The sequence below is a fragment of the Curtobacterium sp. 458 genome (assembly GCF_030406605.1).
GTDB lineage: Bacteria > Actinomycetota > Actinomycetes > Actinomycetales > Microbacteriaceae > Curtobacterium.
In genome coordinates, this window is sequence record NZ_CP129104.1 from 3,294,817 (window position 1) to 3,310,000 (window position 15,184).

General features: G+C 71.4%; 14 protein-coding genes. 4 read left to right on the top strand and 10 right to left on the bottom strand.

Annotated features, from left to right (window positions below):
• Positions 1–79: 79 nt before the first annotated feature.
• The 4 genes from QPJ90_RS15890 to QPJ90_RS15905 all read right to left on the bottom strand — a co-directional run bounded on the left by QPJ90_RS15890 (position 80) and on the right by QPJ90_RS15905 (position 3,392).
• Positions 80–766 carry a hypothetical protein gene (locus tag QPJ90_RS15890; protein WP_290132111.1) on the bottom strand — a complete coding sequence of 229 codons (687 nt, stop codon included), beginning with the start codon at positions 764–766 and terminating at the stop codon, positions 80–82.
• A gap of 1 nt (position 767) precedes the next feature.
• Positions 768–1,727, bottom strand: a complete 960-nt coding sequence (gene rsmH / locus QPJ90_RS15895; protein ID WP_290132112.1) for a 16S rRNA (cytosine(1402)-N(4))-methyltransferase RsmH — start codon at positions 1,725–1,727, stop codon at positions 768–770.
• Positions 1,728–1,834: 107 nt separating this feature from the next.
• Positions 1,835–2,266 (bottom strand): division/cell wall cluster transcriptional repressor MraZ, encoded by a 432-nt coding sequence (gene mraZ / locus QPJ90_RS15900; RefSeq protein ID WP_290132113.1) that lies wholly within the window; start codon positions 2,264–2,266, stop codon positions 1,835–1,837.
• Between the two features lie 733 nt (positions 2,267–2,999).
• Positions 3,000–3,392, bottom strand: coding sequence for a DUF3040 domain-containing protein (locus QPJ90_RS15905; protein WP_290132114.1), 393 nt, complete (start codon positions 3,390–3,392; stop codon positions 3,000–3,002).
• 104 nt (positions 3,393–3,496) lie between these two features.
• Here QPJ90_RS15905 and QPJ90_RS15910 point away from each other — a divergent pair, with 104 nt between their 5' ends.
• Positions 3,497–4,594, top strand: coding sequence for a polyprenyl synthetase family protein (locus QPJ90_RS15910; RefSeq protein WP_290132115.1), 1,098 nt, complete (start codon positions 3,497–3,499; stop codon positions 4,592–4,594).
• Positions 4,595–4,684: 90 nt separating this feature from the next.
• Here QPJ90_RS15910 and QPJ90_RS15915 read toward each other — a convergent pair whose 3' ends face one another.
• Positions 4,685–5,041, bottom strand: coding sequence for an Rv2175c family DNA-binding protein (locus tag QPJ90_RS15915; protein WP_290132116.1), 357 nt, complete (start codon positions 5,039–5,041; stop codon positions 4,685–4,687).
• 172 nt (positions 5,042–5,213) lie between these two features.
• Between QPJ90_RS15915 and QPJ90_RS15920 the strand changes: the two genes are divergently transcribed.
• Positions 5,214–6,506, top strand: a complete 1,293-nt coding sequence (locus tag QPJ90_RS15920) for a LysM peptidoglycan-binding domain-containing protein (RefSeq protein ID WP_290132117.1) — start codon at positions 5,214–5,216, stop codon at positions 6,504–6,506.
• Positions 6,507–6,634: 128 nt separating this feature from the next.
• Entirely contained in the window at positions 6,635–8,704 is a 2,070-nt protein-coding gene (gene pknB, locus QPJ90_RS15925; protein ID WP_290132118.1) for a Stk1 family PASTA domain-containing Ser/Thr kinase, read from the top strand.
• A 317-nt stretch (positions 8,705–9,021) separates the two neighbouring features.
• Here pknB and QPJ90_RS15930 read toward each other — a convergent pair whose 3' ends face one another.
• The 3 genes from QPJ90_RS15930 to QPJ90_RS15940 form a co-directional block, all read right to left on the bottom strand.
• Positions 9,022–10,407, bottom strand: coding sequence for a class II 3-deoxy-7-phosphoheptulonate synthase (locus QPJ90_RS15930; RefSeq protein WP_290132119.1), 1,386 nt, complete (start codon positions 10,405–10,407; stop codon positions 9,022–9,024).
• A 95-nt stretch (positions 10,408–10,502) separates the two neighbouring features.
• Complete coding sequence (locus QPJ90_RS15935) at positions 10,503–11,228, bottom strand: lysophospholipid acyltransferase family protein (protein WP_290132120.1); 726 nt, start codon at positions 11,226–11,228, stop codon at positions 10,503–10,505.
• A gap of 33 nt (positions 11,229–11,261) precedes the next feature.
• Positions 11,262–12,215, bottom strand: a complete 954-nt coding sequence (locus tag QPJ90_RS15940) for an ROK family glucokinase (RefSeq protein ID WP_290132121.1) — start codon at positions 12,213–12,215, stop codon at positions 11,262–11,264.
• 144 nt (positions 12,216–12,359) lie between these two features.
• Here QPJ90_RS15940 and QPJ90_RS15945 point away from each other — a divergent pair, with 144 nt between their 5' ends.
• Positions 12,360–14,324 carry a long-chain fatty acid--CoA ligase gene (locus QPJ90_RS15945; RefSeq protein ID WP_290132122.1) on the top strand — a complete coding sequence of 655 codons (1,965 nt, stop codon included), beginning with the start codon at positions 12,360–12,362 and terminating at the stop codon, positions 14,322–14,324.
• A 114-nt stretch (positions 14,325–14,438) separates the two neighbouring features.
• On the opposite strand, the gene QPJ90_RS15950 is transcribed toward QPJ90_RS15945, so the two are convergent.
• Together QPJ90_RS15950 and QPJ90_RS15955 are read right to left on the bottom strand one after the other, a co-directional pair.
• Positions 14,439–14,570 (bottom strand): hypothetical protein, encoded by a 132-nt coding sequence (locus QPJ90_RS15950; RefSeq protein ID WP_290132123.1) that lies wholly within the window; start codon positions 14,568–14,570, stop codon positions 14,439–14,441.
• 110 nt (positions 14,571–14,680) lie between these two features.
• Complete coding sequence (locus QPJ90_RS15955) at positions 14,681–15,184, bottom strand: peptide deformylase (protein WP_290132124.1); 504 nt, start codon at positions 15,182–15,184, stop codon at positions 14,681–14,683.

Sequence of the window (15,184 nt, forward strand, 5' to 3'; positions counted from 1 at the left end):
TCCTTCCCGGTGGTGGCGGTCCCGGTGGTGCCGGTCCCAGTGATGGCGGTGCCGGTGGTGGCGGCCACCAGCGCCACGGTCACCGGGTGGTGGGTGCCTGGAGCTGGTTCGGGTCGGACTCTACGGACGACTTCGACGTTGCCCCGTCCGACGCGCTGGCGCCGCCGGTCTTCTCAGCGTCGGTCGTGCTCGTCGCGTCGGTCTTGCTCGTCGCGTCGGTCTTGCTCGTCGCGTCGCCCTCCTCCGCTGCGGCCTTCTCGGTCCCCTTGCCCTTGGTGACGAGCGGCACGTCCTGCAGGAGCGAGTTCGGCACGAGGTTCTCCGTCGCCGCGGTCGCCTCGTCCGCCTTCGCCGGCGTCGGCGTGCCGTACACCCGCCCGGTCTTCGGGTCGAGGTACACCGGCGTCGAGTTCGCGATCATCCCGAGGCCCTGCGCGTTCCGGGCGAGGTTCTGCGGCGAGTCGAGCACGCGCAGTTCCTCGGAGAGCGACTGCTGCGTCCGCGTGAGCTTGGTCTGCTCGGCGTCGAGCGAGTTCAGCGTGTAGGCCCCCTGGCTGAGCACCATGCTGATCCCGAGCTGCGCCAGGAGCAGGATGCCGAGCGCCGACACCGCCACGATGGCGTACGCGATCCGCGGCCGGGCACGACGCTGCGCCTTGCTCGGCGCGACCTCGACGAGCTCGGGCCGGTCACGCTGGTCCTGGCGGGACGGTCGGGGCGCGCGGGACGGGACGACGGGGTCGACGAGTGCGAGGTTCGTGCTCATGTCACTTCCGGATCCGTTCGGCCGCGCGCAGGCGCACGGGGATGGCTCGGGGGTTGGCGGCGCGTTCGGCCTCGTCGGCCAGTTCGGCGCCCTTGACGACCAGCTGGAAGGTGGGACGGTGCTCGGGCAGCTCGACGGGGAGGCCCGCGGGGGCGCTCGAGGTCGTGCGAGCCACGAGTTCGCGCTTCACCATGCGGTCCTCGAGGGACTGGTACGACTCGACGACGATCCGGCCGCCCACCGCGATCGCGTCGAGCGCTGCCGGGATCGCCCGCTCGAGCACGCTGAGCTCGGCGTTCACCTCGATGCGCAGCGCCTGGAACACGCGCTTCGCGGGGTGGCCCTGGCGCTGGACGGCCACCGGCGTGGCGTCGTGGAGGACCTGCACGAGGTCGCCCGACATCTCGAACGGCTTCGTCGCACGACGCTCGACGATGGCCCGGGCGTACCGGCCGGCGAGCTTCTCCTCGCCGTAGCGCTGGAAGATCCGACGGAGTTCACCCTCGTCGTACGTCGCGAGGACGTCGGCCGCGGTCTGCCCCTCGGTGCGGTCCATCCGCATGTCGAGCGGGGCGTCCTGGCTGTAGGCGAAGCCACGCTCGGCACGGTCGAGTTGCAGCGAGCTGACACCGAGGTCGAACAGCACACCGTCGACCTCGTCGAAGCCCTCGCCCGCGATCGCGTCGGCGATGCCGTCGTACACGGTGTGCACGAGCCGGACGCGGTCACCGAACCGTGCGAGCCGCTCCCCCGCGATCCCGAGGGCGTCGGTGTCCCGGTCGAGACCGATCAGCGTCAGCTCGGGGAATCGCTCGAGCAGTCCCTCGGAGTGGCCGCCCATGCCGAGCGTCGCGTCGACCACGACCTTGCCGGGTCCCTCGAGGGTCGGTGTGAACAGCTCGACGATGCGCTCGAGCATCACCGGCGTGTGCGGGAAGCGTTCCCTCTGGTCTTCGGCCATGTCAGCCCCTGTGTCCTTCCGGGCCGCGGGTCCGGATCCCCATCCATGCGACCTGACGTCGGGGAAGTGACGTCAGGGCACCACGGCTGGGAGTCCCGATCCGCGGATCAGAAGATCCCCGGGATCACCTCCTCGTCGTTGTCGGCGAAGCCCTCTTCGACCTCGGCGTAGTAGGCCTCCCACGCGGTGGTCGACCAGATCTCGGCACGGTCACCGGAGCCGATGACCGTCAGGTCCCGCTCGAGCCCCGCGTAGTCGCGGAGGTTCTGCGGGATCGTGACGCGGTTCTGCTTGTCGGGCTGCTCGGCGCTCGCTCCGGAGAGGAACAGACGCATGTAGTCCCGGGTGCGCTTCGACGTCATCGGAGCGGTGCGGATGCGCTCGTGGAGTTCCTCGAACGTGTCCGCGCTGAAGACGACGACGCAGCGCTCCTGCCCGCGGGTCATCACGAGCCCCCCGGACAGCTCGTCCCGGAACTTGGCGGGGAGGATCACGCGACCCTTCTCGTCGAGCTTCGGGGCGTAGGTACCGAGCAGCACGTCGGGCCTCCCCTCCGCTCCACCGGACCGTTGCTGGCCCCACTTTACTCCACTCCCCTCCCCGTGCCCAGGTTTCCGCTCCCGAAAACACCCCTGTGCCCCCTTCTGGGGCGGCTTCCATCGAGATACTCAGCCGCTCAAACGCGCAGTACCCCCGGAAATCCGGGGGTGTGGAGGGCAGTGGAGGGTGTGGAGGAAAGTGGAGGACTTTCACGGCCCCGGCACGGCCTGGAGGCGCGCCGCACCCCCGCCACGCCGCTCACCTCCGCCGTGCGCTCACCCCGGTGCCCCGCGCCCGTCGGTCGGGCGCGCGCCCGCCCGGCGCGCCCGCCCGGCGTCGGTCGCACAACGTGCCGCTCACCTTCGGCGCGGCCGACACTTCTTGCGACCACGTCGACCCGCACGTGGCACGTCGTGCGACCAAACCCAGTTCACCGCCCCGCACGTCTCGCGATCAGGCGAGCCGAATGCGCGCCGCGCGACGCTCCGTACTTCCGGACGACGCCGAGCACTTGGTCGCACAACGCGCCGCTCACCTGCGCCGCGGCCGACACTTCGTGCGACCACGGCAACCCGCACGCGGCACGTCTTGCGACCAACCCTCGACCGTCGCTCGGCCCAGCCACCCCGCCGCTCCCGCGCGCTCCGCGCTTCGGCGCCACGCGCCCCGGACACACGGAACGGGGCCGGTCCCGAAGGACCGACCCCGTTGCGACGTGTGGAGGAGGTGGAGCTACTGCCCCTGCTCGTTGCGCTTGTCCCAGCGCTCGTTCATGCGGTCCATGAAGGACCCGCCCGACGACGACCGCTTCGACCCCGACGAGCCGCCGGACCTCGGCGTCCGGCCCGGCTTCGCCTTGGGGGCCCGCATGCCCGGGCGCAGCGCGAACAACACACCGGCGAGCATGATCACGAACCCGAGGATCCCGACGAGCGGCTGGCGGAGGACCAGTCCGACGATGACGACGGCGACGCCCGCGAGTGCACCGAGCACCCCGAGCGCGATCGACGTGTAGGTCGGACGACCCTGGCGGCGCGTGACGCGCGCGACGAAGTCGGAGTCGTTCTGATAGAGGCTGCGCTCCATCTCTTCGAGGAGGCGCTGCTCTTGCTCCGAGAGTGGCATCTGTGTTCCCTCTGTTCCTGGGATCGACGCAAGGTCTTGGTCGGCCGATTCTACGTCCCGACCACTCCACTAGGGTAGGGAGTGTGGCTGAGAGTACGCGATTAGTGGACCTCGTTTCCGCTCGGATCGAACGGGCCCTGGACGAGCAGCGTGAACGGCTCCTCGCGATCAGCCCCGACCTCGCTCCGTTCGACGAGTACGCGCGGGACCTCCTGTCCGGCGGCAAGCGCTTCCGGGCCCTGTTCTGCTACTGGGGCTGGCAGTCCGTGGCCGGGCGCTCCGGGTCGTTCGACCCCCTCGCCGAGGGCTCCCGCCAGACCACGGCCGAGGCGGTCGTCACCGTTGCCGCAGCGCTCGAGGTGTTCCACGCCGCGGCGCTCGTGCACGACGACATCATGGACCGCTCGGACACCCGCCGCGGCCTCCCCGCGGTGCACCGTCGGTTCGAGGCGCTCCACAGCGACTCGGGGTTCACCGGCGACCGTGCGCAGTACGGCACGAACTCGGCGCTGCTGCTCGGGGACCTGCTGCTCTCCCTGAGCGACGCGGTCTTCGACGAGGGCCTCGCGCTCCTCGACCCCGCCCGCGCCCGGATCGTCCGCCGGGAGTTCCACGCGATGCGCCTCGACGTCACGGCGGGGCAGTACCTCGACGTGCACGAGGAGACCGCGTGGCCGGCGATCGACGAGGGTGAGCACCTCCTCCGCGCCCAGCGCGTCATCGTCTTCAAGTCGGCGAAGTACTCGGTCGAGGCCCCGCTGGTCATCGGCGCCCTGGTCGCCGGCGCGAGCGAGTCGCAGCTCGAGGGCCTCCGTTCCTTCGGACTGCCCCTCGGCGTGGCGTACCAGCTCCGCGACGACATGCTCGGCGTCTTCGGCGACCCCGAGGTCACCGGGAAGCCCGCCGGCGACGACCTCCGCGAGGGCAAGCGCACCGTCCTCATCGCGAGCGCCCGCAAGACGCTCTCCCCCGGCCCTCGACAGCTGCTGGACGAGCTGCTCGGCGACCCGGACCTCGACGAGGCGCAGGTGCAGATGCTCCGTGCGACCCTCACCGACTCGGGCGCCGTGGCGGCGGTCGAGCGCTCGATCGACCGGCACGTGCAACGCGCCAAGGCCGCGCTCGACGCAGCACCGCTCACGCCGTCGGCGCGTGAGCAGCTCGCGTCGTTGGCCGACACGGTCACGCGCCGCGTCGCGTAGACGGAACCGACGGACGGACTGGAGGCTCGGTGCGGGCCCGCACCGCGCCTCCAGTCCGTCAGCGCGTCGCCGCCAGAGCCGCGGTCGCAGCTAGAGCAGTGACTGCGCGATGCGGCGCACCTCGGCCTTGCGGCCGGCGCGCAGCGCGTTGATCGGCGAGTCGCCGATCGCGTCGTCGACGGCGAGCATCCAGCGCACCGCCTCGTCGTCGGAGAAGCCGTTGTCGGCGAGCACGATCAGCGTGCCGCGGAGCTCGGGGAGCGGCTCGGAGCCGTCGAGGAACTCGCTCGGCACCCGGAGCACACCGTCCACCCGGGCGGGCAGCAGTGTCTTCTGCTCGAAGAGCCGGTGGACCCGGCCGGGGGTCACGCCGAACAGCTCGACGAGGTCGGGGACCGTCAGCCAGCGTTCGGAAAGGGTCGCGTCGTCAGTGGGTGCAGGACTCACACGCCCATGTTGCCAGAGCGACGCGAGGTGTCGTGCACCCCGTTCGTCACACGAGTCACACACGCAACATTCGACTCTCTGGTTGACTTGGGAATCAGCCCATGCCAGCGTTGAGCCACCTGTGAGTGCGCACACGCGCGCGTGACCGGCTCACCGAGGACAGGAGACCACCGTGGACAACGCTGCAGACGAGGCCGCCCGACGCGCGCGATCCGCCCGCTTCGCGACCATGCCGATCGTCCTCGCCGGGACGATCGCCGTGACCGCCGGCCTGACCGGACCGGTCGCGCACCTCGAAGCGCGGCACGACGACGAGGGCGGTGCCAACAAGCGGCACGTGGACCAGGACCGCAACGAGAGCGACGGCCCGGTGTTCACCACCGCCGTCGCGCGTCCGGCCGAGACCACGGTCACGACGGTCGCCGCCGTCTCCAAGGCCCCCACCACCGCTGTGCCCACGAACTACACCGTGCGGCAGGGCGACACCGTGTCCGCGATCGCGGCACGCTACGGCCTCTCCGCGCAGGAGGTGCTCGTGCGCAACGGCCTCGGCTGGAACACGATCATCCACCCCGGGCAGACCCTCCACCTCGCCAGCACCCCCGCGGTGCAGGCCGCTCCGGCACGGACGACGACGACGTCGACCACGGGGAGCTACCACGTGCGCTCGGGTGACACCGTGTCGGGCATCGCCTCCCGGATCGGCGTGTCGACGCAGGCCCTCCTCCGCGCCAACAACCTCTCGCAGCGGAGCGTCATCTACCCCGGGCAGACCCTCCGGGTGCCCTCCGCCTCGGCCCCGAGCACTCCGAGCACCTCGTCGTCGAGTGCCTCCCCGCGGCCCGCATCCACGGCGTCCACCAGCAGCGGACACGTGAAGATCGCCTCCGGCGACACGATCGCGTCCATCGCCGCCGCGCACCACGTGTCGGTGAAGGCGCTCCTCGCCGCGAACGGCCTCAGCTACACGAGCACGATCTACGCGGGCAAGACGCTCGTACTGCCGGGAGCCACCGTGTCGACCGCTGCGGCGACCTCGACCGGGTCCACCGGAGCGTCGGTCTCGAGCACGGTCCTCAGCGCCGAGCAGTGGCGGAACGCGGCCACGATCGTCAGCGTGGGGCGCTCGCTCGGCGTCCCGCAGCGCGGGCTCGTCGTCGCCCTCGCCGCCGCGATGCAGGAGTCGAGCCTCCGGAACCTCTCGCACGGCGACCGCGACTCGGTCGGCCTCTTCCAGCAGCGGCCGAGCCAGGGATGGGGCAGCGCCGCCTCCCTGCAGGACCCCTCGACCGCGGCCAAGCGGTTCTTCGCGGGGAACCCCGGCAAGACCCGCGGGTTGCTCGGCGTCTCGGGTTGGGCGTCGATGAGCGTGACGGACGCCGCGCAGGCCGTGCAGGTGTCGGCGTACCCGAAGGCGTACGCGAAGTGGGCCGGCCCGGCCGAGACCTGGCTCGCCTCGCTCTGAGTGCGGGCACCTCTTCCTGACGATCGCTCATCCGATCGGCCAGTGCGACTCATCCCAGAGGTCGAGATCGGGTAACGGTCGGAGCGTCAGTACGGGCTCGTGCAGCCCGGATTCGTAGAATGCCGCAGATGACCACGAACGCCACGGACCCCATGATCGGTCGGATGATCGACCGACGGTACCGTGTGCGCTCCCGCATCGCCCGCGGCGGCATGGCGACGGTCTACCTCGCCACCGACGTCCGACTCGAGCGGCGCGTCGCGATCAAGATCATGCACGGGCACCTCGCCGACGACCAGGCGTTCCGCGAGCGCTTCATCCAGGAGGCCCGTTCCGCCGCCCGGCTCTCGCACCCGAACCTCGTCGGCGTGTACGACCAGGGTGCCGAGGACGACACCGCCTACATCGTCATGGAGTACATCCCCGGCATCACGCTGCGGGACCTCCTGCAGGAGCACCACGCCCTCACGCCGGAGCAGGCGACCGACATCCTCCGCGCCGTCCTCGCGGGGCTCGCGTCCGCACACCGCGCCGGCATCGTGCACCGCGACCTCAAGCCGGAGAACGTCCTGCTCGCCGACGACGGTCGGATCAAGCTCGGCGACTTCGGCCTCGCGCGCGCCACGACGGCGAACACGGCGACCGGGGCCGCGCTGCTCGGCACGATCGCGTACCTCTCCCCCGAGCTCGTGACCCGTGGCGCCGCCGACTCCCGCAGCGACATCTACGCGCTCGGCATCATGCTCTACGAGATGCTCACCGGTGAGCAGCCGTACAAGGGCGACCAGCCGATGCAGATCGCGTACCAGCACGCGAACGACACCGTGCCCCGCCCGAGCGCGGCGGTCCCCGGCGTCCCGCCGGAGCTCGACGAGCTCGTGGCCTGGGCGACCGCACGGAACCCCGACGACCGGCCGGCCGATGCGCGGGAGATGCTCGACCACATGTCGGGCGGTACCCAGCGCGCGACCGGGCAGTACCGGACCGCCGTGCTCCGCCCCGAGAACGCCACCGCGATCCTCCCGTCCGACGGACCGGCCTCGCACACCCCGGCCTCGTACGGCTCGGCACCGGAGGACGACGCCGACGACACGACCGTCCTCGACCGCGCGGCCTCCGGGGCAGCGGGCGTCGGCACGGGCGCCGCCGCAGCCGGTACCGCACCACGGCAGCGCGGACGGAACCAGCCCGGTCCGCGCCGCACCGGCGGCCAACCCGGCGTGCTCTCCCCCGCGGCGCAGCGGCTCGCCGACAAGTCCGCGAAGCGCCGCAAGCGCGGGTGGATCGTCCTCGCGATCGTCGTGCTGCTCGCGCTCATCGGCGGGACGATCGGCTGGGTGTACGGGCCGGGGCCGCTCGGCAACGTCCGCATCCCGGAGGTCGCCGGCAAGAGCGTGTCGCAGGCCCGCCAACTGATCGAGGCGCAGGGGCTGCGCACCGCGGCGTCGAACGGCCACCGGTTCGACGCGGTCATCGCGAAGGGCGAGGTCTCCACGACGAAGCCGGCCGCGAAGCGCGAGGTCCGGAAGGGCACCGCGATCCAGCTCGTCCTCTCCGACGGGCCGCGCATGATCGCCCTCCCCGCGATCATCGGCCAGCCGGAGTCGACCGTCACCGCCGCGCTCGACGACGACTTCGAGCTGCAGGACACCCGGTACCAGTTCTCCGCGGACGCCGCGAAGGACACCGTCATCGCCGCGACCGGACGCGATGCCTCCGGCGCGGTCGACCTCGGCAAGACGGAGACCTACGCCGAGCGCGGCCCTGTGACGCTGACCGTCTCGCTCGGCCCCGTGCCCGACGTGGTCGGCAAGACCGTGGACGATGCCCGCTCGACACTCAGCGGCGTCGGCCTGGAGCTCGGGTCGCAGGACGCCAAGTACGACGACCAGGTTCCCGAGGGGCAGATCATCTCGGCGTCCGCGACCGACGACCCCGCGGTGCAGGGCACGAAGATCGACGTCGTCGTGTCGAAGGGTCCGGCACCGATCCAGCTGCCGGACGTGCACGACAAGACGATCAACGACGCGACGAGCACCCTCGAGGGCCTCGGGCTCAAGGTCTCCGTCCCGGACTGCACGAACATCCTCTGCGGCTTCTACGACTGGAAGGCCACGCTCCCCGTGACGGGCACGGACCCGCCCGCGGGCACCACCGTGCACCGCGGCGACACGATCACCCTCGCGTACGAGCAGTAGCGCCGAGCGCGGCGCGCGGACGCGCAGGCGCGCGGGCGACCGCCCCGCGAAAGCGACAGAAGCGCGCTGCCGGCCGCCGTCCGCTCCGCGAGAGCGACAGATGTGCGCCACCGCTCCGCGCAGAACTGTCGCTTTCGCGACCACCCGACGCGACCGCACCGCGGAGGCGACAGGAGCGCGCGGCGCGCCGCCGGGTACCCCGCGAAAGCGACAGAACCCCGCGACGGGGTCGCGGGGTTCTGTCGCTTTCGCGGGCAGATGCGCCGCACGCGGCGCGCGCGCAACACGCGCACGCGCGCCGCGCCCGCGCAGCGCGCTCAGCGCGCGGTGTGCGGGTGTGCCCCGAGCTCCTCGGCGACGAGGAACGCCAGCTCGAGCGACTGCATGTGGTTCAGCCGCGGGTCGCAGAGGGACTCGTACCGGGTCGCGAGCGTCGCCTCGTCGATGTGCTCGGAGCCGCCGAGGCACTCCGTCACGTCGTCGCCCGTGAGCTCGACGTGCATGCCGCCCGGGTACGTGCCGACCTGGCGGTGGGCCTCGAAGAACCCGAGCACCTCGTCCACGACGTCGTCGAAGCGGCGCGTCTTGTAGCCGGTCGGGGTGGTGAGGCCGTTGCCGTGCATGGGGTCGGTCACCCAGAGCGGGTTCGCGTCCATGCCCTTGATGGCCGCGAGGAGCTTCGGCAGCTCGTCGCGGATCTTGCCGGCGCCCATGCGCGTGATGAAGGTCAGGCGTCCAGGCTCGCGGTTCGGGTCGAGCTTCTCGACGAGTGCCTTCATGTCGTCGACCGAGGTCGTCGGGCCGAGCTTCACACCGATCGGGTTCCGCACACGGGACAGGAAGTCGACGTGCGCGCCGTCGATGTCACGGGTGCGCTCCCCGATCCAGATGAAGTGGCCGGAGGTGTCGTACGCCTGGCCGGACCGGGAGTCGATGCGGGTCATCGGGCGCTCGTAGTCCATGAGCAGCCCCTCGTGCGAGGCGTAGAACTCGACGTGCTTCAGCGCCTCGAAGTCGGCACCGCAGGCGTCCATGAAGCGGATCGCGCGGTCGATCTCCTTCGCGAGGTGCTCGTACCGGGCGTTCGCCGGGTTCGACGCGAAGCCCTTGTTCCACGAGTGCACCTGGCGCAGGTCGGCGAACCCGCCCTGCGTGAAGGCGCGGACGAGGTTCAGCGTCGACGCAGCCGTGTGGTACCCCTGCACGAGTCGACGGGGGTCGGCCTGCCGGCTCTCCGGCGTGAAGTCGTACCCGTTGACGATGTCACCGCGGTACGCCGGCAGCGTGACGTCCCCGCGGGTCTCGAAGTCGCTCGAGCGCGGCTTCGCGAACTGCCCCGCCATGCGGCCCATCTTGATGACGGGCATCGAGGCACCGTACGTGAGGACGACGGCCATCTGCAGGATCGTCTTGACGCGGTCGCGGATCGAGTCGGCGGTGGCGCCGGCGAAGGTCTCGGCGCAGTCACCGCCCTGGAGCAGGAACGCCTTCCCCTGGGCCGCGGCGGCGAGCCGTTCACGGAGCTTGTCGACCTCGCCGGCGAAGACGAGGGGCGGCAGCGTCGCGATCTCCGCCGAGGCGGCCTCTGCTGCTGCCGCGTCCGGCCACGTGGGCTGCTGCTTGATGGGGAGCGTGCGCCAATGGTCGAGTCCCTCGATGACGTCCGGATCCTGCAGGGCGACGAAGTCGGTCGACTCGAACAAGGGCGTTACCTCGGTGTTCTGGGCTCACGGCCGGTCGGGCGACCGGATGTCCGGTCGCGACCCGCCGTCCGGCCGGGTTGCCGGACCCTGTGAGCCTACCGTCCGGAGGCCCCGCCGCGCTCCTTCATGACCTGCTCCCGCGCGGAGCTCGCACGCTCCTTGACACTCGTCGCGTAGACGTCGACGTACTCCTGCCGGCTCAGCCCGGCGAGCTCGTGCATTACCTCGTCCGTGACGCTGCGGAGGATGAAGCGGTCGGTCTCGAACCCCTGGAAGCGGGAGAAGTCGAGCGGCTTGCCGAACACGACGCCGACGCGCTTGAACTTTGGGAACCGCTGGCCGATCTGCTGGACCTCACGGGTGCCGACCATCGCGACCGGGACCACCGTGACGCGACCCTCGAGGATCATCCGTGCGATGCCCGTGCGACCGCGGTAGAGCTTGCCGTCGGGGCTGCGGGTGCCCTCGGGGTAGATGCCGAGCTGTTCCCCCCGGGCGAGGACCTGCAGCCCCGTCCGGAGCGAGGCCTCGGACGCCTTGCCGCCGGAGCGGTCGATCGGCAGCTGACCGATCGCGTTGAAGAACGTCTTCGTCGCCCAGCCCTTGAGTCCGCGCCCGGTGAAGTAGTCGCTCTTGGCGAGGAACGAGATGCGGCGGTCGAGCACCGCCGGGAGGATCACCGAGTCGATGAACGAGATGTGGTTCGACGCGAAGATGACCGGCCCCTCGGTGGGCACGTGCTCACGGCCGACGACCCACGGTCGGAACAGCGTGAGGATGAGCGGGCCGAGCAGGAAGTTCTTCAGCAGCCAGTAGGTCATCGATGACTCCGAGGGGGTGGGGTGTGGCCGACCCTACGCCGTCCGGGCGTGGATCCGGGCGAGGTCGGCTGCTCCGACGACACCCGCGTCGTTCACGAGCTCCGCGATCACGAAGTCGGGCTCCGGGTGGTAGCCCCGGGCCGGGAGGTTGCTGAGGTATGCCTGCTTGATCGGCTCGAGCAGCCGGTCCCCCGCGCTGGCGACGCCGCCGCCGAACACGAACAGCTGCGGGTCGAGCACGGCCGACAGCGACGCGCAGGCCTCACCGAGGTGCCGCCCGAGCCGCCGGAGGGCCGCGAGGGCACCCGGGTCGTCCGCGAGGATCAGGTCGCCGACGACCTTGCCGTCGAGCTGTCCACCGTTCTGCTCGCGGGCGTCGGCGAGCGCGGACCCGATGCCGCCGGCGTCCGCGACGTCGTTCGCCATGCGCTGGAGTGCACGACCCGAGCCGTACTGCTCGATGCAGCCGCGGGCGCCGCAGCCGCAGGGCAGGCCGTTCGGGACGATCCGGAGGTGACCGATCTCGCCGCCGGTGCCGAAGCCACCGCGGAACAGGCGGTCCTCGGTGACGATCGCGCCGCCCACACCGGTACCGATCGTCAGCATGGTCATGTCCGACACGAGCCGACCGGCCCCGAAGCGGAACTCCGCCCAGCCGGCCGCGTTCGCGTCGTTGTCGACGGTGATGTGCAGGTCGCCGATGCGCTCCTGGAGCTTCTGGCGCAGGGGCTCGTTCCGCCACCGGATGTTCGGCGTGTAGTAGACGATCGACTGCGACGCGTCGATGAAGCCCGGCGCGGCGACCCCCACCGCGCTGACCTCGTGGGAGGCCCGGAGGCGCGTGACCATCGTCACGACGTCGTCGAGCATGGCGTCCGGGTCCGCAGCGTTCGTGGCGACGCGGTCCTCGGCGAGGATCTCGCCGAGCTCCGAGACGACCGCTCCCGCGATCTTGGTGCCCCCGATGTCGATTCCGATGGCGTGCACGGTCCACGAGCCTACCGGTTCGCCGTGTCCACACCGAACGCACGGCCGGCTCCACGGGGTTCTCCGTGCGACGGCCCTTATGCTGGCGGTGTCGCCTCGACGATGAGGCGTACTCGAATCGAACCGGCCGACGAGGGAGTCACCGTGAACGATCAGCGACCCGAGCGCCTCACCAGTGCCGCCGCCGAACAGGACGCCGCCGCGACCGGCACCGAGCCCACCACGCGGTCTGCCGCGGCCCCGGCGGACGCCGCACCGTCCGGGAGGCACGCCTCGCGTCCCAGCGCCGGTCCTGTCGCGCCCGACCACGGCTCGGCAGCCCGCCTCCTCACCGAGCGTGCGCGGCTCACGCCCGACCGGCCGATCCTCGCGCAGCGGCAGGGCGACACCTGGACGCCCATCACCGCGGCCGAGACGCTCGCCCGCGTCCGTGCCATCGCGAAGGGCCTCGTCGCCGCGGGCCTCGAGCCGGGCGCGCACGTCGCGATCCTCTCCCGCACGCGCCTCGAGTGGACCCTGGTCGACTTCGCGGTGTGGACCGCCGGACTCGTCTCGGTCCCCGTGTACGAGACGAGCTCCCCCGACCAGATCCGCTGGATCCTCTCGGACTCCGAGGCCGTCGCGATCGTCGTCGAGCAGGAGCAGCACGCGCGCCGGGTCGCGGGCATCGCGCCGGACCTGCCCCACCTCGGGCAGCACTGGACGATGGACGGCGGCGGTCTCGACGACCTCGCCCGCCTCGGCGAGGACGTCAGCGACGAAGAACTCGACGCCCGCACGGCCACCGTGCACGGGCACGACGACGCGACGATCATCTACACGTCGGGGACCACCGGCCGGCCGAAGGGCTGCGTCCTCCGGCACGACAACTTCACCGGCACGGTCGAGGGCGCGTCCGAGGCCATGCCCGAGGTCATCTCCGAGGGGTCGTCCACCCTGCTGTTCATCCCGATGGCCCACGTGTTCGCGCGGTTCATCGCGGCGATGTCGCTCTCCGCGGGCGTGCTGGTCGGCCACGAGCCGGACACGAAGGACCTCATGAAGGCCGTGTCGACCTTCAAGCCGACGTTCCTCCTCGCCGTCCCTCGGGTCTTCGAGAAGATCTACAACTCGGCCGAGCAGAAGGCGGACCTCGGCGGCAAGGGCCGGATCTTCCGCGCGGCGGCGGCCACCGCGGTCGCGCACTCCGAGGCGCTGAACACGGGCAAGGTGCCGCTCGGGCTCCGGCTGCGGTTCGCCCTGTTCGACAAGCTGGTCTACGCCAAGCTCCGGGACGCCATCGGTGGGCGCGTCCGCTACGCCGTCAGCGGCTCGGCGCCGCTCTCGCCGCGGCTGTCGCACTTCTTCCGCTCGATCGGCGTCCACATCCTCGAGGGCTACGGCCTCACCGAGACCACCGCGCCGGCCACGGTCAACCGGGCCGCGGAGCTCCGGATCGGAACCGTCGGACGTGCGCTCCCCGGTGTCGAGGTCCGCATCGCCGACGACGGCGAGATCCTCATCCGCGGCGTCGACGTCTTCGACCGGTACTGGCACAACGACGAGGCGACGGACAAGGCCTTCGCCGACGGCTGGTTCCGGACGGGCGACCTCGGCCGCCTCGACGCCGACGGCGTGCTCACGGTGACCGGTCGGGCCAAGGAGCTCATCGTCACCGCGAGCGGCAAGAACGTCGCCCCGGCCCCGCTCGAGGACGGCATCCGCGAACACCCGCTCGTCGGGCAGGCGATCGTCGTCGGCGAGGGCAAGCCGTTCGTCGCCGCGCTCGTGACGCTCGACCGTGACATGCTCCCCGGCTGGTGCGAGGCCCGGGGCATCTCCCCCGTGCTGGACCCGCACGAGGCGGCCTACGACGAGCGGGTGCACCAGGCCGTGCAGGAGGCCGTGGACACCGCGAACCAGCGGGTGTCGCGTGCGGAGTCGATCCGGTCGTTCACGATCCTCGACACCGACCTCACGGAGGCGTCCGGGCACCTCACCCCGAAGCTGACGATCAAGCGTCCGGTCATCATGCGGGACTTCGCCGCGGACATCGAGCACATCTACTCGGGCTCGAAGGTGCAGACCACCGCCACGCCGGTGGTGACCAGCCGTCGCCGACGCGGCTGACGGGACGCGACAGCACTGACGCAACCGCCGGGAGGCCCGGTGCCGGTCCCTGGGACCGGCACCGGGCCTCCCGGCGGTTGCGGTGTGCGCGGGGCGCGACGCGCCCTCCTGCGCTCAGCCCTGCGCGGGCTGCTCCGTGCTGGGTGCGTCGAGCACGGCCGTCGACGACGTCGTCGAGGCGACCGTCTGCGGTCGGAGGTTGGTGCGGGTGCGGTGCGAGCTGAGCTCGTTGTCCTGAGCGGCCATGATGCTGTCCTGGGGGTGTGGGATACGTCGCCGGTGGGAAGCCGACGACGGTACGGTACCTCCTCGTCAGGACAAGACGACAATCCCCCGTGGGGGTGTCACCCGACGACTCAGTGGAACCAGTCCTGCGCGCGGATGTCGCGGAGGGCCTGACGGCGGATCTCCGGGTCGAGCGTCATCACGTAGACGGTGCCGTCGAGGTGGTCGACCTCGTGCTGCAGGGCCTCCGCCATGAGCCCGTCGCCCTCGAGCACGACCTCGTTCCCGTCGACGTCCAGGCCCCGGACCTTCGCGTGCGGGTACCGCTTCGTCGGGTAGCCGAGTCCGGGCACGGAGAGGCAGCCCTCGTCCATGAGCTCGGGCTCGCCGGAGACCTCGACGACCTCGGGGTTGAGGACGTACCCGACCTCGCCGTCGACGTTGTACGAGAACGCCCGCAGGGCGACGCCGATCTGCGGTGCGGCGACCCCGGCGCGGCCGGGCTCCTTGACGGTGTCGATGAGGTCCTGCACGAGGTCCCGGACGCCCTGGGAACCGAGCGCCTCGGGGCGGATCGGGTCGGACGGGGAACGGAGGACGGGATCGCCGAAGAGGCGGATGGGACGGACGGTCAC